General features: G+C 72.7%; 16 protein-coding genes. 6 read left to right on the top strand and 10 right to left on the bottom strand.

Translation table 11 applies throughout. The annotated features are described in order from the left end of the window. Nucleotides 1–19: 19 nt before the first annotated feature. Genes ACFYO2_RS22965 through ACFYO2_RS22950 form a run of 4 tightly spaced genes read right to left on the bottom strand, consistent with a single transcriptional unit; the run spans nt 20 to nt 4035 of the window. Nucleotides 20–226, bottom strand: coding sequence for a hypothetical protein (locus ACFYO2_RS22965; protein WP_388351959.1), 207 nt, complete (start codon nt 224–226; stop codon nt 20–22). 27 nt (nt 227–253) lie between these two features. After that, nucleotides 254–649 (bottom strand): DUF742 domain-containing protein, encoded by a 396-nt coding sequence (locus ACFYO2_RS22960; RefSeq protein ID WP_388351957.1) that lies wholly within the window; start codon nt 647–649, stop codon nt 254–256. 9 nt (nt 650–658) lie between these two features. Beyond that, nucleotides 659–1096, bottom strand: coding sequence for a roadblock/LC7 domain-containing protein (locus ACFYO2_RS22955; RefSeq protein ID WP_388351954.1), 438 nt, complete (start codon nt 1094–1096; stop codon nt 659–661). Next, nucleotides 1093–4035 (bottom strand): nitrate- and nitrite sensing domain-containing protein, encoded by a 2943-nt coding sequence (locus ACFYO2_RS22950; RefSeq protein WP_388351951.1) that lies wholly within the window; start codon nt 4033–4035, stop codon nt 1093–1095. The genes ACFYO2_RS22955 and ACFYO2_RS22950 overlap by 4 nt, the downstream gene beginning before the upstream one ends. Before the next feature lie 418 nt (nt 4036–4453). On the opposite strand from ACFYO2_RS22950, the gene ACFYO2_RS22945 reads away from it, so the two are divergent. Next, a complete protein-coding gene (locus tag ACFYO2_RS22945; protein WP_388351949.1) occupies nt 4454–5026 on the top strand; it encodes a hypothetical protein in 573 nt (190 codons plus the stop codon). A 99-nt stretch (nt 5027–5125) separates the two neighbouring features. Here ACFYO2_RS22945 and ACFYO2_RS22940 read toward each other — a convergent pair whose 3' ends face one another. The 6 genes from ACFYO2_RS22940 to ACFYO2_RS22915 form a co-directional block, all read right to left on the bottom strand. Then, nucleotides 5126–6310, bottom strand: a complete 1185-nt coding sequence (locus ACFYO2_RS22940) for an NAD(P)/FAD-dependent oxidoreductase (RefSeq protein WP_388351947.1) — start codon at nt 6308–6310, stop codon at nt 5126–5128. Further along, a complete protein-coding gene (locus ACFYO2_RS22935; protein WP_388351944.1) occupies nt 6307–6630 on the bottom strand; it encodes a bifunctional 3-phenylpropionate/cinnamic acid dioxygenase ferredoxin subunit in 324 nt (107 codons plus the stop codon). Before ACFYO2_RS22935 ends, ACFYO2_RS22940 begins: the two co-directional genes overlap by 4 nt. A gap of 523 nt (nt 6631–7153) precedes the next feature. After that, the gene (locus ACFYO2_RS22930; protein ID WP_388351942.1) at nt 7154–11782 is read right to left on the bottom strand and encodes a hypothetical protein; all 4629 of its coding nucleotides are present in this window, start codon (nt 11780–11782) and stop codon (nt 7154–7156) included. Between the two features lie 47 nt (nt 11783–11829). Continuing rightward, entirely contained in the window at nt 11830–12720 is an 891-nt protein-coding gene (locus ACFYO2_RS22925) for a hypothetical protein (RefSeq protein ID WP_388351939.1), read from the bottom strand. Nucleotides 12721–12881: 161 nt separating this feature from the next. Beyond that, the gene (locus ACFYO2_RS22920; RefSeq protein WP_388351936.1) at nt 12882–14408 is read right to left on the bottom strand and encodes a hypothetical protein; all 1527 of its coding nucleotides are present in this window, start codon (nt 14406–14408) and stop codon (nt 12882–12884) included. A gap of 224 nt (nt 14409–14632) precedes the next feature. Next, nucleotides 14633–15334: a GntR family transcriptional regulator gene (locus ACFYO2_RS22915; RefSeq protein WP_388351933.1), complete on the bottom strand. Its 702-nt coding sequence runs from the start codon at nt 15332–15334 to the stop codon at nt 14633–14635. Nucleotides 15335–15504: 170 nt separating this feature from the next. On the opposite strand from ACFYO2_RS22915, the gene ACFYO2_RS22910 reads away from it, so the two are divergent. Genes ACFYO2_RS22910 through ACFYO2_RS22890 form a run of 5 tightly spaced genes read left to right on the top strand, consistent with a single transcriptional unit; the run spans nt 15505 to nt 19925 of the window. Beyond that, nucleotides 15505–16806 (top strand): MFS transporter, encoded by a 1302-nt coding sequence (locus tag ACFYO2_RS22910; protein WP_388351931.1) that lies wholly within the window; start codon nt 15505–15507, stop codon nt 16804–16806. Between the two features lie 26 nt (nt 16807–16832). After that, nucleotides 16833–17648: a putative hydro-lyase gene (locus tag ACFYO2_RS22905; RefSeq protein ID WP_388352024.1), complete on the top strand. Its 816-nt coding sequence runs from the start codon at nt 16833–16835 to the stop codon at nt 17646–17648. Nucleotides 17649–17668: 20 nt separating this feature from the next. Then, entirely contained in the window at nt 17669–18427 is a 759-nt protein-coding gene (locus ACFYO2_RS22900; protein WP_388351928.1) for a LamB/YcsF family protein, read from the top strand. Next, a complete protein-coding gene (pxpB, locus tag ACFYO2_RS22895) occupies nt 18424–19059 on the top strand; it encodes a 5-oxoprolinase subunit PxpB (RefSeq protein WP_388351926.1) in 636 nt (211 codons plus the stop codon). Before ACFYO2_RS22900 ends, pxpB begins: the two co-directional genes overlap by 4 nt. Beyond that, nucleotides 19056–19925 carry a biotin-dependent carboxyltransferase family protein gene (locus ACFYO2_RS22890; RefSeq protein WP_388351924.1) on the top strand — a complete coding sequence of 290 codons (870 nt, stop codon included), beginning with the start codon at nt 19056–19058 and terminating at the stop codon, nt 19923–19925. Before pxpB ends, ACFYO2_RS22890 begins: the two co-directional genes overlap by 4 nt. Nucleotides 19926–19928: the final 3 nt, after the last annotated feature.

The raw sequence follows: 19928 nt of genomic DNA, 5'->3' as shown, positions 1-19928 counted from the left end.
GCTTTACTGTTCACGCTGTTCACATGACGCGATGCGCGCCGAACGGGTCGCCGAACGCGACCGGGGCGCCGTAGCGGTCCTGCGCGCCGCCGCCCGCCTGCTGGGGACGGTGCCGAGTGAGCCCGGCCGGGCTGCCGGGCACGCCGGGGCCGGGCCTGCCGGAACCGGCCCTGCCGCTGTTCCGCGAGACCGTGCGCCCGGGGTGGATCGACTGGAATGGGCACAAGTCGAGTCCCGCATCCGCCACGGTCGATCACAGCGCCCTGAGGCCGTCGATCACGTCCCGCAGAATGCTCTCGTCCGGCAGTTCGGCAGGGGGCACAGGCCGGTTGACGTGGACGAACTCCCCGGCCACGAGGTCGCCCACGAGCACGCGGACCACGCCGATGGGCAGGTTGAGTTCGGCGGCGAGCTCGGCCACCGACTGCGGGGTGTCACGGCACAGGTCGACGATGTCCACGTGTTCCGGGGACAGCGTGTGGTCGCCTTCCGGGTCGTCCGCCTGAGGCTCCGTGACGACCACCGCGATGAGGTCGAGGCGGTGCTGTCCCGTACTGCTGGTGCGGCCGCGCGTCATGGCGTACGGACGGACGACCGGTCCGGCCTCGTCGTCGAACCAGTGACTTCTTCCCTGACCGTCTGTGCTCATGTCATTCCACTACCCGCCCTGAGGCAGATCGGTGCGCGGAGCGGCACCCAGATGCACACCGACCCGCTTCACCAGGAGAGTCATCTCATACGCCACCAGGCCCACGTCCGAATCCGCGTCCGAGAGGACGGCCAGGCAGCTGCCGTCGCCGGCGGCAGTGACGAACAGGAAGGCGTCGTCGAGCTCGACGACCGTCTGGCGGACGTTGCCCGCCTCGAAGTGGCGGCCCACGCCCTTGGCGAGGCTGTGGAATCCGGAGGCGACGGCGGCCAGGTGCTCGCTGTCCTCGCGGGTCAGGTCTCCGGACACACCCGTGGGCAGGCCGTCGCCGGAGAGCACAAGGGCCTTGCGGATGCTCGCGACACGCTCCACCAGGTCGTCGAGGAGCCAGTTGAGCTCGCCGTTCCTGTTGCCAGCGGTGTGGTCGGTCGCCTTCGGTGCGGTCATCGACCGTCCCCCTTCGTTCCTTGTGGTGCTGTGCCGCTGTGGGCGTCGTCGCCCTCGGCGTTCTCCTCGCGGCCGCGCTGCCAGCCACGCTGGAGCGAGGCCATACGGCTGCGTACCTCGTCGGCGTCCCGCTCGACCGGCTCCGCCGTGTCGTCGGTGCGCCGCCCGGGGCTCTGCTTCAGCTGCGGGGCCAGGCTGGCCTGGCGTACGCGGCGGGGCAGCGGAGCCGTGCCGGAGCCGGAGTCGGTTGCCTGCGTCGCGGTGCCGGGGCGCCCGACGGGCACGGTCGGCCCGCTCGGCGTGATCTCGGTACGCCGGGTGCGCCTGGGGAGCATGGGGGCCTCGGGCCTGCCAGCCGTCGGGGAGTCGGCGCACTGTCCGTCGAGTTCGCGCCCCGCGCCGGTCGCGGCCCCGGGGCGGGGTTCGCCGGGTTCGCGGTCCGAGGCGGCCGGGGACTCGGTGCGCTGGTCGTCGAGGCGGTCGGCCAGGTAGGTGCCGCGGCGCAGTGGGTTCGCGCCGCGGCGGCGGGTGGGCAGCGGGGCCGGTCCCAGTGGTGCGGCAGGCTGGGGGCGCGACCGGCTCGGGCCCGTCGGGGGCTCCTCGTCCGCCTCCTCGCGCCGTCCTCGCTGCTCGGTGACCGGGCGTCCGTGGGAGCTGACCAGCTTGGGGGCCCGGCGGCTGGGCAGCGGGACCGGGGCGTCGAGGTCGTCGTCGGCCTGGTCCGCGCCGCCAGGCCCGCGGGCCTGGTGCTGCTGCTCGCCGTGCCGGGGGGCCGTCTCGTCGTGCGTAGGCGCGAGGGAGCGGCGCGGGCGGAACAGTCCGCCGCGTTCGCTGTCGTCCTCGTCCAGGGCGCCCGGGAAGTCATTGAGGGCGTCCAGGTCGACCGGGGCCTCCAGTTCGACCGGGCCGTCCAGGAGGGCGGCCGGCAGGCCCGGCAGCTGCCCCGGCGCCTGGGAGAGCGGGGCACGACGGGCCTCCTCCAGCTCGGCCTCCTTGGAGGGCCGTGGCCGGTCGAGGCGGAAGCCGATGCCGTTGGTGTCCGGGACGTCGTCCGTCAGCAGGGTGTCGGGGATGAAGACGACGGCCGTGGTGCCGCCGTAGGGGGACGGCTGGAGGGAGACCCGGACGTGCTGCCGCTGGGCGAGCCGGCTGACCACGAACAGGCCCAGCCGGTCGGTGTCGGACAGCTCGAACTCCGGTGTCTCGGCGAGCCGGAGGTTGGCGTCCAGGAGCGCGTCGGCGGCCATGCCGAGGCCGCGGTCGTGGATCTCCAGGGTGAAGCCGTTGGCGACGCGCTCGCCGAGGACCTGGACGGCGGTGTGGGGCGGGGAGAACACCGTGGCGTTCTCGAGGAGTTCGGCGACGAGGTGCGTGAGGTCCGCGACGGCCGGGCCGGTGACGGCGACCCGGGGCAGCCGGCGGACCTCGATGCGCTCGTAGTCCTCGACCTCGGCGACGGCGGCGCGTACGACGTCCATGAGTTGGACGGGCTTACGCCACTGCCGGGAGGGGGCGGCGCCGGAGAGGATCACCAGGCCCTCGGCATGTCGGCGCATACGGGTGGTCAGGTGGTCGAGGCGGAAGAGGTCGGCGAGTTCGTCGGTGTCCTCGGTCCGCCGCTCCATGGCGTCGAGCAGGGTGAGCTGCTTGTGCAGGAGGACCTGGCTGCGGCGGGCGAGGTTCACGAAGACCTCGGAGACGCCGGCCCGGAGTTCGGCCTGCTTGACGGCGGCCTCGACGGCGGCGCGTTGCAGGGTGTTGAGGGCCTGGCCGACCTCGCCGATCTCATTCTTGTCGTACTCCAGGCGCGGGACCTCGGTCTCCACGTCGATCTGCTCACCCACGGAGAGGCGGCGCATCACGCTGGGCAGCCGAACACCGGACGCCTCGTGGGCCTCCAGGCGCAGTTGCCGCAGGTCACGGATGAGGCCGCGGCCGACGCGCACGGACAGGACGAGCGAGAAGAACAGGGCGGCCAGGCCCAGGAGACCGGCGACGGCGGCCTTCACGATGACGCTGATGGCATCCGGGCGCACGCGGTCCTGATAGCGGTCGCCGGCCTGGTCGTTGAGCGTGGCGAGCTCGTCGAGGGCGCTCCCCGCGGCGGCGTCCCAGCTCTTGGCGGTCACCGCACCGGGGGGCGGGCCGGGGTCGGAGGAGATGACGGCCTGTTCCGCCGACCTCAGCGGGGCGGTGGTGGCGTTCTTCCAGAAGCGTTCATAGCGTTCGCGCTCCGCCGCGGGCAGCACCGGCAGGCTGATGTCGTACATCAGGGTGCGCTGGGCGGCGAGGTCGGAGACGTCGCGGATCTCCTCTCGGGAGAGTTTTCCGACCACCAGCGCTGAGCCCAGCAGGGCGTCCTCGCGGGAGAGCAGTTCGCGGGCGCGGGTGATGTTCACCAGGACGTGGGCCTGCTTGTCCAGCTCCACGCTGTCGACCCCGTCGACGGAGGCCAGCAGGGCGTAGCAGGGGTCGACGAGGCGGTTGTAGAGGTCGAGGGCCTGGGTCCGGCTGACCGTGCCCTCCTCGACGCTGCGACGCAGGGAGTCGATGCCGTCCAACGCGTCCAGGATGGTGGTGAGGTGTTCGTCGTCGTCGGCGTCCAGCGCGTCGCGGACGTCGGGATCCTTGGCGTTCTGACGGATCTTGACGATGGCGTCGTCGGTGGCGCTGCGCGTGCTGCGCAGCGCGGACAGCGCGTCGGAGGCCCGGGGGTCGGCGAGGTAGACGAGGGTCTGCCGGCGTTCCTGCTGGAGGACCCGGACGGTGTCCTCGGTGGGGTAGCCGATCTTCTCGACGACGGACGACACCTGGAAGAGCTGGGCGACTTCCCGGCCCGTGAGTACCGTGGCGAAGCCCCAGATCGCGATCAGGGACACCAGCGGCACGAGGAGCAGCGCCACGATCTTCCGGCGGATCGATTTCCCGCGAAAGCGCATGGCCTCCCCCAGCTCGACCCCCACCGGCAGGGGTACAGATGTGCGTCAACAAACGGCGCGAGCCTACTACTGACGCACACGCAACTCGAAGACGCGTCCGGAAGCTGAACTTCCGCGCCGAGGGCGAGACATGGGGAGTTGTCCGCTCATAGGAGGAGATCACCTCCTGTCTTTCCTCGGTGGCCCTTGCTGGGGACGTGATCGACCCGCGCGCCCAGTTGGCCGGAATTTTGCGTTCGTTGGGAATCTTGGAGGGGATTCGTTCGTCGTTCTTCATGGGAGTTGGGGGCGGAATCGGCCACAGGAGCCGCAACCCGCACCCGGGCGGCGTAAATCAGCGCAAGCCGGGCAGCCACTGGGGAGCCGGGTCTTCGGACACGGGTCGAGCGGACTGCTGGCGGTGGGGAGTGACACGGTGATGGGCACGGCGGAGCGACAAGAGGCGCTGCCTGACGGCGGGGTGGCGCATTCGACGGCGCAGCGGCAACCCGAGGCGCCTGATCACGACATTCCGACGGGCGAGGGCCGGACGGCGGCGTACAGGAGCGCGGCGGACCCCGTTGAGCGCATGGAGCGCGGTGTGGCTCAGGAGCCGCCCGAATACCGGCGGTTGTGGGTCGAGGAACCTGCGCGGCGGCGCCGGTTGCCCGATCCGGTGCGGACGTCGGCGGTGCGAGCGGTGCTGATCATCGCCGTGACGTTGATCCAGGCGATGGTGGCCTTCCTGTGCACCATGGCCGGGTCCTGGCTGGCGTTCCCCATGGTGCTCAGCAGCGTCGCCGGCACAGTGGTGGCCACCTGGGGCGCCCTCGACGTCTGGGTGACCCGCCAGGTGTGGATCCAGCGCTACGGCGTGGTCTCCACGCCCAGCAGCTCCGCGCGTGCCCTGCGGCGCGAGCGGCGCAGGGCACGACGTCAGGCACGGGCCGCCGAGCGGACCCAGGAGCGGATACGTCGGCAGGGTGGCGCGGGGCAGCTGTCGCACTCCTGAAGACCCGATCGGGCCGGTCCGGCGAACGACTCACGGCTTCCAGGCTGGTGGCGTCCGGGCCGACGGCTTCCAGACCGGCGGCCTCCGGGCCGGTGGCGTTCACAGCGCGGCCGGCTGCGGCCTGCTTCCTCCGCGTACGAGTTCGCGTCGCGCCCGCATGAAGGGGCGCGGCCGGTCCACGGAGAGCACCGCGTTCGTACGGCCGTCCCGCTCGTACAGGGCGAGGAAGCCGCCTTCGGCCGGTGCACCGTCGGTGAGTTCACCCTCGGCGATGCGGACAGTGTCCCCGTCCCGCCGACGGCCGGCGAACTGGATGCGGGCGCCGTACTGGTCCGACCAGAAGTACGGCAGTGAGCCCGCGGTCTCCAGCGTGCGCCCGGCGAGCAGGTTGGCCACGGCGACCCGGGGTTGCTCCGTCGCGGACGTCCAGTGTTCGGCGCGGGTGCCGCCCACGCGGGCGACGTCGCCGACGGCGACCACCTGCGGCAGGGCCGTCACGCAGCCGTCGTCGCACAGCACACCGTCGTGCAGGGCGAGCGTCGAGCCCGCCAGCCAGGCGGTGTTGGGGGTGGCGCCGATGCCGACGATCACCGTGTCGGCGGGCAGGACACGGCCGTCGAAGAGTTCGACGCCGGTGACGGCGACCGTGCCGCGCAGTGCAGCCACTCCGGTGCCCGTGACCAGGTCCGCCCCGCCCCGCCGGTGCAGTGCGGCGCACACGGCGGCCATCTCGGGGCCGAGTTGGGGCACGAGCGGGAGAGCGGCGGCCTCGACGACGGTGACGGTGTGGCCGAGGCCGGCGCAGGAGGACGCGGTCTCGGCACCGATGAAGCCACCGCCGATGACGACGACCTGACGCGGACCGCCGGCGAGTTCGTCGCGCAGGGCGTGGGCGTCGTCGAGGGTACGCAGGGTGTGGACCCCGGTGAGTCGGGAGCCCGGCAGACGGCGGGCCGAGGCGCCGGTGGCGATGACGACGCCATCGGTGGACACCGTACGGCCGTCGTCGAGCAGCACGGTCCGGCCGCGGGCGTCGAGGCCGCGGGCGCGTTTGCCGAGCAGCCACTCGGCGTCGAGTCCGGTGGTCTCCTCGTCGTCCGTGAGGGCGAGGTGTTCCTCGCTCGCGCGGCCGGTGAGGAAGTCCTTGGAGAGGGGAGGCCGGTCGTACGGGCGGTGTGGTTCGTCGCCGACGATCACCAAGCGTCCGTCGAAGCCCTGGGAGCGCAGTTCCCGGGCCGCGTACAGGCCGGAGAGGGAGGCGCCGACGACAGTCACGGTCCTCATGCGGCACTGCCCTCCTCCGCGGCGACATGGACATGGATCACGCCGTCGTCAACGCTGACGCGGTGGGTGCGGACGGGCCGCCGGGCCGGGAGGCAGGTCGGTTGTCCGGTGCGGAGATCGAATGAAGCCGCGTGCAGCGGGCATTCGACCAGACAGCCCTCCAGCCAGCCCTCGGAGAGGGAGGCGTCCTGGTGGGTGCAGGTGTCGTCGATGGCGTACAGCTCGCCGTCCTCGGTACGGAACACGGCGATGGGTGGCGTCGTCTCGACGCGGACGGACTCGCCCTCGGGGAGGTTTTCGAAGCGGCAGACGGGAATCACGGGCCCCCCTCTCGGTCCGGGACGCTCGGTCCGGACCTGTGTGGTCCAGGTTGATCAGGGAGTGCGGACCGTCGTTGGTCCGACAGCAGGGAGTGCGGAAGCAAGGAGTTCTGCTCGAGCGAGGAGTTCACTCGGCGCCGGACCTTTGCCGAACCTTCGTCGAACCTTCGTCGGTTCGAACCGGTCCGCGCTGATCCGTACTGCTCGGCCCCCTTCCGAGTGCCGGACGCTTCGGTAACATGATGTGTCACATGGCGCATGAGCGAGCGCTATGCGCAACAGAATCCGGGCCGGACGACCGCCGCGTCAAGGGTTTCCCGCAGATGCGGCCCGAACCGGGTCCACCGGCAGTGAGAGTTGAGCCATGACCCGCACGCAGAAGCAGCCCGAACGCAGCTGAGGAGAAGGCCGCGAACCCGGAGAACGGCAGAGGAACGGCCAGCCCCGTCCAGTCGGTGGACGGTGCCGACCATGATCACCTGATGCGCGTGATCACCTGATGCCGTTGGTCATCTGATGGTTGTCATGCCCCTTGCGGCGCTGGGCGCTTGAACATCCGTGTCGCCGTGATCTCACTGTGCACCGCTTCACCGTCTCCGGCCGGGGCCTGCTGCGGCAGCCCCGGCCGGAGGTGCTCCTCCACGCTGATGTACTTCAGGCCCGCCCTGAGGTCGGCGTCGTTGCGCAGCCGGATGACCAGCGGGAACTCGGCGAGCGCGGTCGTGTCGAACAGGCCGGTGGTGTAGAGGAGCTGGACGCCCAGCGCGTCCGACACGGCCCGCTGGAGCTCCAGCAGGTAGGTGGCGTTGGCGCGTCCGATCGGGTTGTCCAGGAACAGCGTGCCGGCGTGCCGTTGCTTGTCGCGCCCCCGGTCGTTGGACCGAAGCGCGGCCATCGTGCAGTACAGGGCGATGGCGGCGGTCAGCAGCTGGCCACCGGAGAACACGTCGCCCATCTGCCCGACGGGCACGCGCTCGGCGCGCAGTACGGCGTCCGGCTTGAGGATCTCGACGGCGACGCCCTTGGGCTGGAGCGCCGCGCCGACCCCGCGCAGCAGCAGGGACATGCCGTCGCGCCGCAGGTCGGAGTTCTTCTTGACGGCGGCCCGGGTCGCCTCGTCGACGACCTCGCCGAGCCGCTCGGTAAGAGTGGCCTGGTCGGGCTCCTCGAAGCGAATGCGCAGGAACTCCTGCCCGGACCACTCGCCGAGCCCTTCGGGCAGCCGGGACAGCCGCTGGGCGGACCGCAGGGTGGCGAGCGCCGACTCCACGAGCCCTCTCAGCCGGTCCACGATCGAGTCCCGGTTCCGCTCCAACTGCTCCAACTCGTCGGTGAGGACGCGGAGTCGGGGTGCGAAGGCGTCGGCCCACTTCTGGGCGTGCTCGGGCAGCGCGGAGGCGGGCAGCTCGCGGATCTGCTGCCGGGCGGGGGTGCGGACCTGCTCGTAGCGCGTGGAGTTGGCGTGCCGGACGAGGATGTCGCTCGCCTCGCGCACGGCGGCCTCGGCGGCCGACAGGTCGGCGGCGCAGCCGCGCAGGGACCGTCGGGCCTCGGCGGCGGACTGCCGGGCCTCCTCCGGGCTGCCGGGATACGGCTCGGTCTCCTCCTGCTCGTCCTCCGAGGTGTGCTCCCGCAGCAGATCCCGCAGCATCGCCGCGATCTCGTCGAACCCGCCGGCCGCGTCCTCGGCGGCGCGGTGGGCTGCGAGGAGTTCGGCGTGCGCCTCCTGGGCCCGGCTCAACGCCTCGGTCCGCGAGGCGAGTTCGGCTGTGGCCGTGCGCAGCAGTGCCTGTGCGTGCTCGGCGTCGCGCGGCTGCTGCTCCTCGGGCAGGTCGGTGTGCGCCTCGCCGTCCTCGGGCGCGTGCCGCTCGGCCTCGCCACGCAGGCGCCCGAGCTGCTCGCTCGCGTGGGACATCCGGGCCTCCAGGAGCTGCACCAGCTCCTCGGCCCGGGCGACGGCGGCCTGCCGGGACGGGCCGTCGGAGCCGTCGGGCGACTGGAGCAGCTGCTGCGCGCGCGTGCGGACCTTGTTGCTCAGCCGGTCCAGATCAGCCCGCGCGGCACTCTCGTCGCTCTCCGCCCGCGCCTGCTCGGCCCGCAGATCGGCGCCGACGCCGACCTTCTCGTACAGCTGGGAGGCGGCCCGATAGGCCTCACGGAAGGCGGGCAGGGAGGCCGTCGGATCCGCAGCGTCGCTCTCCGGTACGTCATCGGGGGCGCCCGCGATCTCGGAGCGCTCGGCGCGCAACGCACGGGCGGTGCGGCGGGCGTCATCTGCGGCACGCTGGGCGGCACGCCGGTCCTCGTCGGCGGCCCGGGCCCGTTCCAGGCAGGACTGGGCGCGGGCCTCCGACTCGGTGGCCTCGTCGGCGAGTTCGCGCAGCTTGACCTGCCAGCCGGCCCGCTCCCGCAGCCGGAAGGCGAGCCCGGCGAGGGCGTCGGCGGCACGGCGGGCCTTCTGGGCCGCCTCCTGCCGCTCGTCCCGGACCTGCGCGGCCTCGGCGGCGGCTTCGTCGGCCTCGGCCCGCACGGTCCGCGCCTCGGCGAGTTCGTCCTCGGACTCCTCGGCGAACTCCCGCGTCTCCCGGGCGGCCTGGGCCAGCTCGACGAGCCGCCCGGCCGGGCAGCCGGTGCGCCAGGAGGCGAGCCGCGCCGCCAGCTCCCGGTCCTTGCCCAGCCGCGCCGCGAGCGCCCGGATCTCCTCGTCCCGCTCGGTGGCCCGCGCACGCAGCGCCTGCCGCTCCTCGTCGGCGGCGTGCTCGTCGTGCATGGCCGGGTTCGGCGGTACGAGGAAGACGTCACCGTTCTCGGAGTCGGGCGCCGGCGTCGGCGCGAGCAGGGCGGCCGCCGTACCGACGGCCACGGCGGACCGCGGCAGCAGCGCGGCCTCGCTCAGTGCCTCGCGGGCACGCGCGTGGGTGGCGGGGTCGGTGATGATCACGCCGTCGACCAGTTCCGGCCGCGCGGCCAGCACGCGCGCGTGGTCGGCCGGGTCGACGGCCTGTGCGAGGTAGCGCCAGCCGGGCAGCGCGGGGATGCCGTGCTCCCCGAGGTACTCGACGGTCGCCAGCACGTCCGGGCCGGGCGGGAGCAGTCCGCCGTCACCGAGCGCGCCGAGGATGCGGGAGTCGTCGGCGGCGGCCGTACGCAGCTCGAAGAGCTGCCGCTCTGCGGAGGAGACGGCGTCGTCGAGCAGTTCGCGCAGCTCGTCGGCGAAGCGGTCGAGGTCCTCGGGAGTGAGAGCCCCGTGGTTGTCGTCGTCCATGTCCTGCCGGGGCTGCGGGACCACGGAGGAGCGCGCGTCACCGCCGGTCAGGCTCAGCAGTTCGGCCAGCCGCTCTTCGGCGGCCAGGGCCTCGGCGAGGCGGCGCTCGGCCTCGTAGGAGCGTTCGGCGGCCGCGGCCGCGTCCTCCGCCCGCGCCGCTGTCAGCTCCGCGCGGGACTCGGCCGCGGCGGCTTCACGCGCGTGCTCGGTGGCCCGGTGCGATGCCTCCCGTGCGGTGTCCCAGGCGGCGACCGCGGCCTTCTCGGCGTCGCTGGCGGCGAGGGCCGCGCGCGCGGGGTCGGCGTCGGGCGTGCTGTCGTCGAGCCAGCCCGCGCGCACCGCCTCGGCGGTTTCCTGCTCGACCTCGGTCAGCCGCTGCCGCAGATGCCCGGCCTCGCTGCGGGCGCGCTGTGCCTCGGTGGCGGCGGAGGTGGAGTCCCGGTACGCCGAGTCGCTGACCCCCTGGAGGGCAGCCGAGCGTTCCTCCTCCTCGTTGGCGAGGCTTTCGGCGCCCTCCGCGGCCGCGTGCAGGGCCCGTACGACATCGACGGCGGCCCTGGCCCGGGCGGCCAGCGCGGGCGCCGCGTCCCTCTCTGCCTCCTGGATCGCGGCGGCCACGCGCGTGACCCGGTCGGCGGCGGCGCGGTGGCGCAGCACCGCCTCGGCGGCCTGCCAGGCGGAGTGCAGGGTGCGCGCGTCGGCGAGCTCGCGCTTCTGCGCGGCGGCCGACTTCTCGGCGGCGGCGAGCGCCAACGAGGCGTGCCGGTAGGCGAGTTCGGCGGCGATCAGCGCGCTGCGCTCCCGGGCCGCCTCGGAGTGCGTCACGGCGTACGCGGCGGCGGTGACCCGCTGGGCGAGGTCGCCGGCTCGTACGCGTTCCTGGGCGCCGCGCGCGGACAGCCGCCGCGCCAGGGTCCTCGTACGACGCTCGGCCCCGGTGTGGATCTCGCGCGCGCGAGAGCGGGCCTCGGCGGCCTCGACGATCCGGCCGAGCAGGTCGACCGACCCGGCAGTGAATTCCCGTTCGGCGATCAGCTCGGCGCGCCGCCCGAGCTTGTTGCCGAAGCCGCTGACCAGGTCGGCGAGGCCGTCGGTGTCGCGGGTGTCGGTCACCGCGCGCAGCAGCAGGTCGGTGAAGTCGGAGTCCTTCTTGACCGCGAAGAGGCCGGCGGCCTCGCCCTCGTCGGCGTTCATCTCCCGCTGGTAGCGGAAGAGTTCGGGGTCGAGGCCGAGGTCGCCGAGGTGCTCGATCCACCGGTCGTGGATCTCCTCCCAGTGCACCTCCAGATGCGGGTACGCCTTGCCCGCCTCGGTGAGGGCGTCCCGGAAGCCCTTCATCGTGCGCCGACGGCCCTGCGCGCCCGACTGGCCCTCGACGGACGACCGGACGGCGGTGGACTCGGCGACGGGCAGGTTGTCCAGACTCAGACCGGGCCCGGGCCGGAAGGAGTACCAGGCCTCGGCGAACTTCCGCGGGTCGTTGGAGACCTGACGCCCTCGCCACTCACTGACCTTGCCGACCACGACGCACTCGCCGGTCAGCACGTGCTGCCACTCCAGCGCCACGTGCCCGCAGTCGTCCGCGAGCAGGAACTTGCGCAGCACGCCGGAGCTCGCGCCACCGAGGGTGTTGCGGTGGCCCGGCAGCATCACGGAGAAGATCAGCTTGAGCAGGACGGACTTGCCGCCGCCGTTCTCCAGGAAGAGCACACCGGCGGGGGCGGGCCGGCGCGGCGGGCCGACGGGCTCCTCCTCGAAGAACTCCGCCTGGGCGGGCGCGGGGTCGGGCACGGGCTCGCCCACACCGCGCAGGTCAAGCACGGTGTCGGCATAGCGCGCACCGGCGGGCCCGATGGAATAGAGGCGGACCCGGGACAGCTCGTACATGGCGGACTCTCGTAAGTCTTCGGCAGGTGAGGGTGTTCAGGACTGTTTCAGGACTGAGCCGGGGCGTGGAACGGCAGCCCGGCGTCGGCCACCAGTTCCAGGTCGTCGGTGTCGTCGGCGGGCAGCAGGGTCGGCGTCCCGTCGGTGACGGGAACGACGCCCAGCTCCAGCAGCTCCGCCATCGCGGCGCTGCCCGCCATGTCCCGCACCTGGAGCTGGTAGCGGGCCGTGGTCCGGTACGTACCGCCGTTGTCGTCCCCGGTCCGCTGCAGGAACCCGGAGTCGGTGAGGAAGGCGACGGCCTTGCCGACGATGCCGGTCGTCGAACCGGCGAGCCGGCGCGCGTCCTTGGTGGCACCGGTCGCACTGCGTCTGACCCAGATCCGCCAGGCGGCCTCCAGACCCGGCGCGTCCGTGGCCGGGTCGGTGTTCTCGCCCTGCTCCTCGGCACGTTCCTCCAGCCGCCGGCAGGCCTGCCGTACGAACGCGTCGACGCCGTTGACCGAGACGCGCCCGATGTACCCGTCGTCGGCGAGGTCCTCCGGCCTCGGGAAAGCCATGGCGGCGACGGCGAGATGCGCCAGCCCGTGCAGGAACCGGTCCCCGCCGTCGGCGGACGTCCGGCGCGCGTAGTCGCCCATCCGCACCGCGAACACCGAGTCCTCCGCGGCGGTCACGGCCATCCCAGCGCGCGGGGACACCTCCAGCACGACCAGTCCGAGACCGGCCGCCACGGCGTCGGCGAGCCGCGCGAAGGGCGGATCCTCGCGGTAGCGCCGGAGCAGTTCCGTGTACTCCTGGTCACGCGCGGGCTGCAACTTGGGCTGCAACCCGAAGGCGACGAGCCGCGCCGCGTCGGCGGCGTCGGCGGGCGTGACGGCGGCGGTCACCGGCGGCGCACCGGCCTCCGGCTCACTCCACTCGACGTGCTCAGTCACGACTGCAACTCCCTGGACTTGACAACAGAGGGGCGGATTACCCACCTAGGGGTGCGGGGTTGTGACATGTGCGGCTCCTCCCCCACTCACGGCTTCGCTCGAGGGGGGACCCCCATCGTGGGCGCGACCAGTCACAGACGGCCCGCAGCCGAAAGACAACATCACGCAGCCTCCGTCCTGCCGGCTGCCATCCCCACCGTGTCCAACAAAGCCGTCCCCACTATCAGATCGGCCCCGCCGAACTCGGGATCGTCCAACTCCGCCCCGTCGTCCACGGCGAACAACAACTTCTCCTCGCCCTGCCGATAAGCCGTACCAACCGGTGGACTGGCCGCATGCACCGCCAACAACGCAACCAGATAAGGCAGATCGGCATCCTGACGCCGAGCCTCCGCAAGCAACCCCGACAGCCGCCGCGGCGCATCCGCCGGCAGATCCAGCAGCTCCATGGCCGCAGCCAACTGCTCCTCACTGAACCGACTGTCGTCCGGCGTTGCGATGAGATCCGGCTCCGGCATCTCCGCGCCCAGATGCTCCCGCTCCATGGGCGGCGTCAGCAGTATGTCGACGAGGTCGCCCACCCGCACCGACACCGGCGTACGCAATCCCGTCCCGTGCGCGAAGAACGCGTCGGTGACCCGGACCGCCTGCTCCAGGGGCATCGGCAGGACCGGTGCGAGCAGATGCCCGTACAGGTCCGTCCCCGAGGTCGTCATGGGCGTGGCGAAGGCCTGCCGGTCCTGCTCGGCACGGAACAGCGGTCCGGCCTCCAGCAGCCGGGACTGCAACTGGGTGTGCCGCCGGATGCAGTCCTTCACGATGTCCACCAGCTCGGCGGCACGCCGCTTCTGCTCCGGGTCCTCGGACTCGTCGCGCGCCTTGCGGATGTTGGTGAGGATCGCGTTCTCGTGGCGGTACCGGTCGGCGACGTGGTCGAGGGCCTCGGCGATCATGTCGGGGACGGTGTTGAGCCAGTCCACCGCCCGGACGTTGCGCCGGGTCGCGTCCAGCGCCCTGCGCAGCGTCTCCGAGTACTGGACCGTGCGGTACCGGGCCTGCTCGGCAGCCAGTTGGGCGTCGGCGAGGCGGCCCCGGCTGATCAGCACCTCCAGCTTGACCTCGGCGGCGATCTGCGCGCTGGTGACATCGGTGTCGAGGGCGCCGACGAGGACGTTGACCGCCTCGTCCGTCGTACGGAGATAGACCGAGCCGCCGGGGCCGGGGACCTCCTCGATCAGCTTGAAGTCGTAGTCACGGCGCACATACGTGCCGTCCGGCGCGAACGTGCCGTATACGGCCCGGAAGCCGCGGTCCACGCTGCCGACGTTGATCAGGTTCTCCAGGACCCAGCGGGCCACCCGCTCGTGCTCGGCGACGGGCCGCCGCGGGGCCTGGGCGGCGATGCGCGGGATGAGCCGGGCGACTATCTGGTCGTGGTCGGCGCCGGTGTCGAAGTCCATGTTCAGGGTGACCAGGTCGATGGCCGCGAGGGCCACCTCCGCCATGCCGTAGACCGAGTACTCGCCCGCGAGGTTGGCCTTGCGGGCGTCGAGGTCGTGCAGCGGCGCGGTGCAGGCGAGCGCGCGCAGCCGCCGCGCCAGTCCCTCGTCGGCGGCCGGGCCCGGCGCGGGGCGCGGCCCCGCGCTGAGCTGGGGCGGAACACTGTCCGTCGATGCAGGCGAAGTCACGGTGCACAGACTAGGTCCTCGGTCTGACAACGACCCAAACGACGCGGATCGCCTCCGGCGGTCGGCCGGGCGCCTACCGGATCGCCTCCGGCGGTCGGCCGGGCGCCCACCGGTTGTTCCCCGGGTGCGGGTCGGTGGGGGCTTGTCGCGCCCACGATGGGGGTCCCCCGCTCGAGCGAAGCCGAGAGTGGGGGAAGGGCCGCATGTCGATACAGCCCCTCGCCCTAGAAAGCCCCCTCCTCGCCCACCCGCCGGCGGTACACCTCGACCACTCGCTCCAGCGAGTCGCCGAGGTACACGGCGAGCAGTTTCTCGGCCTCGCCCCTGTCCCCCGCCTGCAGCGCCTGCAGGATCTGCTGGTTGCGCGCGAGGTACGGCTCGTGCAGCCGGCGCGGGTCGTCCACCACGTGAAAGGCGAGGCGCAGTTCGGCGAAGACGCTGCGCATCAGCTCGTTCGTGCGGTCGCTCCCGGCGAGCGCGACCAGTTCCCGGTGGAAGTGGATATTGGCCGTGCCCAGCACTTTCCAGTCACCTTCGCGCGCCGCCCGCTGCCCTTCCGCCACGGCCTCGGCAAGGCCGTCCAGAGCGTACGGCGGCTCACCGAGACCCCGTACGACGGCGCACTCGACGAGGCCGCGGGTGCGGTAGATGTCCTCGACGTCCTCGACGGTCAGGACCCGGACGAAGACGCCTCGGTTCAACTCGTGGACGAGCAGCCGTTCGTGCGTGAGCAGCCGGAACGCCTCGCGCAGCGTGTTGCGGGAGACGCCGAGCGCGCCGCCGATGCTGTCCTCCGACAGCCGGGTCCCGGGCGGGAAGAACCCCTCGGCGATACGGCTCCTGAGGATGTCCGAAACCCGTTCGGCCGTGCTGGTGCGGCCCAGGAGGGCGCGGTCGTCGGCCAGTCCCGCCAGCTGCTCTGCCATGCCCGGAATTCAATCGCAGATACAAGAACGAAACAACACGGGTATTGAAGGATCGTTCAACGATCCTCTACGTTGCTACGAACAGCGTCGCTCCCCGACGGCGCAGCACGGCTCCGCACGGCACGGCTCAGTCCCTCACGCACCCTCCGTCCTCCCTCTGCGAGGTGCCCATGAGCACGACCCCTCCACCGCAGGCCCTGACCACCGACGCACAGCCCGCGACAGCCCAACGCCCCGCCGACGACGGGGCGTTGGGCTGGCTGCGGGCTCTCGGACCGCGCGGCCGCCGCGCCTTCGCGGGCGCGTTCGGCGGCTATGCCCTGGACTCCTACGACTACTTCACGCTGCCGCTGAGCATGGTCGCGCTGGCCGCGTACTTCGGCCTGGACAGCGGCCAGACCGGCCTGTTCACCACCGTCACCCTCGTGGTCTCCGCGATCGGCGGCGCCCTGGCGGGCGTCATGGCCGACCGGGTCGGCCGCGTCAAGGCGCTGATGATCACGGTGATCACCTACGCGGTCTTCACGGTCGCCTGCGGTTTCGCGCCCAACTACGAGACGCTGCTGGTATTCCGCGCCCTCCAGGGCCTTGGCTTCGGCGGCGAGTGGGCGGTCGGCGCGATCCTGGTCGCCGAGTACGCGAGCGCCAAGCACCGGGGCCGTACCCTCGGCGCGATCCAGAGTTCCTGGGCGGTCGGCTGGGCGCTCGCCGCGATCATGTACACGCTGGTCTTCTCGTTCGTCGGCGACGACATGGCCTGGCGGATCATGTTCTGGACCGGCGCGCTGCCCGCACTCCTGGTCATCTGGATGCGTCGCAAGGTGCAGGACTCGCCGGAGGCGATCGCCGTGCGGGAGCAGAGGACCGAGAAGGCCTCGTTCACGGCGATCTTCAAGCCCGGCCTGCTGCGCACCACCTTCTTCGCCGTCCTGCTCTCCACCGGCGTCCAGGGCGGCTACTACACCCTCGCCACCTGGGTGCCGACGTACCTGAAGAGCGAGCGCGGCCTCTCCGTCGTCGGCACCGGCGGCTACCTGACGTTCCTGATCTCCGGGGCGTTCCTCGGCTATCTCACCGGCGGCTACCTCACCGACCGGCTGGGCCGCCGGCGCAACATCTGGCTCTTCGCGCTGCTGTCGGCCGTGTGCATCCTGGCGTACGCCAACATCCCGAGCGGTTCCAACACCCTGCTCCTGGTGCTCGGTTTCCCGCTCGGGTTCTGCATGTCGGCGATCTTCAGCGGCTTCGGGTCGTTCCTGAGCGAGCTGTACCCGACGGCGGTGCGCGGCACAGGGCAGGGCTTCACGTACAACACCGGTCGAGCGGTGGGCGCCGTCTTCCCGACCACGGTCGGCTTCCTGGCCGACAGCTGGGGTGTGGGCGGCGCGCTGGTCTTCGGCGCGATCGGCTACGCCCTTGCCGCCCTGGCGCTGCTCGGGCTGCCGGAGACCCGCGGAAAGGAACTCGCGTGAACCGCACGGAACACGGCCCCCTGACCATGACCGACGACCGGCCCCTCACCCTCGTCGACGAGCACGCGCACGCGTGGAGCCCGAAGGACGCCCGGATCCGCATCCGCGCCGGGCTCGCGGGCCCCACCGCCGGGGTCGCGGCGGGCCACACCCAGGTCAACCTGATCTCGGTGCCCGCCGACTGGGCGTACGACATGCTGCTGTTCTGCCAGCGCAACCCCAAGCCCTGTCCGGTGCTCGACGTCACGGACGCCGGCTCCTGGTCCACCGTCCTCGCGGACGGCGCCGACCTGCGCACCGATCTGCCGCGCTACCGGGTGTGGCGGGACGGGGAGTTGGTGGAGGAGCCGACGGACGTGCGCGCGCACTGGCGCGGCGACCTGGTGTCGTTCCTGATCGGCTGCAGCTTCACCTTCGAGTGGGCGCTGTCCGAGGCGGGCGTCCCGATCCGCCACGTCGAGCAGGGCCGCAACGTGCCGATGTACGTGACCGGCCGCGAGTGCCGTCCGGCGGGCCGGCTGCACGGCCCGCTGGTGGTGTCCATGCGCCCGGTGCCGCCGGAGCATCTGCCGGCCGCCATCCGGGAGAGCAGTCTGCTCCCGGCGGTGCACGGCAGCCCCGTACACTGCGGCGACCCGTCGGTGCTGGGCATCGACGACCTGCAGAGCCCCGACTTCGGCGAACCGGTGGACGCCGAACCGGACGACATCCCGGTGTTCTGGGCCTGCGGTGTGACCCCGCAGGCCGCGGTGATGGCCTCACGCCCGCCGTTCGCCATCACCCACGCACCGGGGCAGATGTTCCTCACCGACGCCCGCGACGAGCAGTACCGCGTGGCCTGAGAAGGAGTAGCGAAGGATCCATGACCTCCATCGATCTGAACGCCGACCTCGGCGAGGGCTTCGGCCGCTGGCGGCTGACCGACGACGAACAGCTCCTGACCGTCGTCACGAGCGCCAACGTGGCCTGCGGCTTCCACGCGGGGGACGCGGCCACCATGCGGCGGGTGTGCGAGCTGGCGGCCGCGCGCGGCGTACGGATCGGCGCCCAGGTCTCCTACCGGGACCTGGCGGGGTTCGGGCGGCGCGCGATGGACGTGCCGCCCGCCGAACTGGCGGCCGAAGTGGCCTACCAGATCGGCGCCCTGGAGGTGTTCGCGCGCGCGGCGGGCTCGCGCGTGTCGTACGTCAAGCCGCACGGCGCGCTCTACAACCGCGTCGTGCACGACGAGGAGCAGGCAGGCGCGGTCGTCGAGGGCGTGCTCCTCGCGGACGCCGCGCTGCCCGTCCTTGGGCTGCCCGGTTCGCGGCTGCTGGAACTGGCCGCGAAGGCGGGTCTGCCGGCCGTCACGGAGGCGTTCGCGGACCGCGCGTACACCGAGGAGGGCACGCTCGTCCCGCGCGGCCGGGACGGCGCCCTGCTCAGCGATCCGGAGGCCGTCGTGGAACGCTCGGTGGACCTCGCGCGTCTCGGCACGGTCACCTCGCACTCCGGGGCGCTCATCGAGGTACGCGCGCGTTCCCTGTGCCTGCACGGGGACACTCCCGGCGCGGTGGACCTGGCGCGCCGGGTCCGGGAGCGGCTGGAGACGTCGGGCGTCCGGGTGGAGGCCTTCGCATGAGGGTGCTGCCCGTCGGTGACGGCGCCCTGCTCGTCGAGGTGGCCTCGGGCGACGAGGCCCAGGCCCTGCACGCGGAGTTGCTGCGCCGCCGTGCGGAGGGCTCGCTGTCGGTCCGCGAGATCGTCCCCGCGGCCCGCACGGTCCTCCTCGACGGCCTCGCCGACCCGGCCCGCCTGGCGTCCGAGCTGACCGCCACCGAGATCGCGCCCACGCCTCCACGCGCGCGTGACGTGGTCGAGCTCCCCGTGCGTTACGACGGCCCCGACCTGGCCGATGTCGCCGCCCTGTGGGGCGTCTGCACGGCGGAGGTGGCCCGCATTCACGCGAGCACCGAGTTCCGCGTCGCCTTCTGCGGGTTCGCCCCCGGCTTCGGCTACCTCGCCGGCCTGCCGGCACGCTACGACGTCCCGCGCCGGGCCACTCCGCGTACGGCGGTCCCGGCGGGCTCGGTGGGACTGGCGGGCCCGTACACGGGCGTGTACCCGCGCTCGTCGCCCGGCGGCTGGCAGCTGATCGGCACCACCGACGCCGTGCTGTGGGACCACGCGCGCGTGCCGGCCGCCCTGCTGTCGCCGGGCACGCGCGTGCGCTTCGTCCCCGTGGGACCGGCTGGATCGGTGGGGTCGGCATGACGGACCGCGCGCTCTCCGTCGTACGCGCCGGAGCGCTCACCACCGTCCAGGACCGGGGCCGCCCCGGGCACGCCCACCTCGGCGTCCCCCGCTCCGGTGCGCTGGACGGCCCTGCGGCCGCCCTCGCCAACCGGCTGGTCGGCAACCGCCCCGAGGCGGCCGTCCTGGAGACCACGCTCAACGGCTGTGCGCTGCGGCCCCGTTCGACGATCACCGTGGCGGTGACGGGCGCGCCCTGCCGGATGACCGTGGACGGGCGCCCGGTTGCCTGGGGAGCGCCGGTGCCCGTGCCTGCGGGTGCGCTCCTGGACGTGGGAGCAGCCGTCTCCGGGGTACGCAGTTATGTGGCCGTCTCCGGCGGCGTGGCAGTGGAGCCGGTGCTCGGCAGCCGTTCCACTGACCTCCTGTCGGGTCTCGGCCCGCCGCCGCTCACGGACGGCGCGGTGCTGCCCCTGGGGAGTCCCGAAGTGCTCCACGCGCGCGTGGACGTCGCCCCGCAGCCGGCACCCCCGGCCGCACTCGTCCTGCGGGTGACGCCCGGCCCGCGCGACGACTGGTTCACAGCGGAGGCCGTGCGGACCTTCACCTCCCGCGTCTACCGGGTGTCGTCCGCCAGCAACCGCATCGGGCTGCGCACGGAGGGGCCCGCCCTTGAACGGGCCCGGTCCGGCGAACTCCCCAGTGAGGGCATGGTGCTGGGCGCCGTCCAGGTCCCGCCCGACGGCCGGCCGGTGGTCTTCCTCGCCGACCACCCGACCACCGGGGGCTACCCGGTGATCGCGGTCGTCCGCTCGGCCGACCTCCCGGCCGCCGCCCAGGCGGTACCGGGCACGCCGGTGCGCTTCGTGGCCGTACGCCGCGGATGATCT

Source organism: Streptomyces sp. NPDC006602, assembly GCF_042870385.1.
GTDB lineage: Bacteria > Actinomycetota > Actinomycetes > Streptomycetales > Streptomycetaceae > Streptomyces.
The sequence above is the reverse complement of the archived record's forward strand: the minus strand, read 5'-3'. Positions and strand labels throughout refer to the sequence as shown.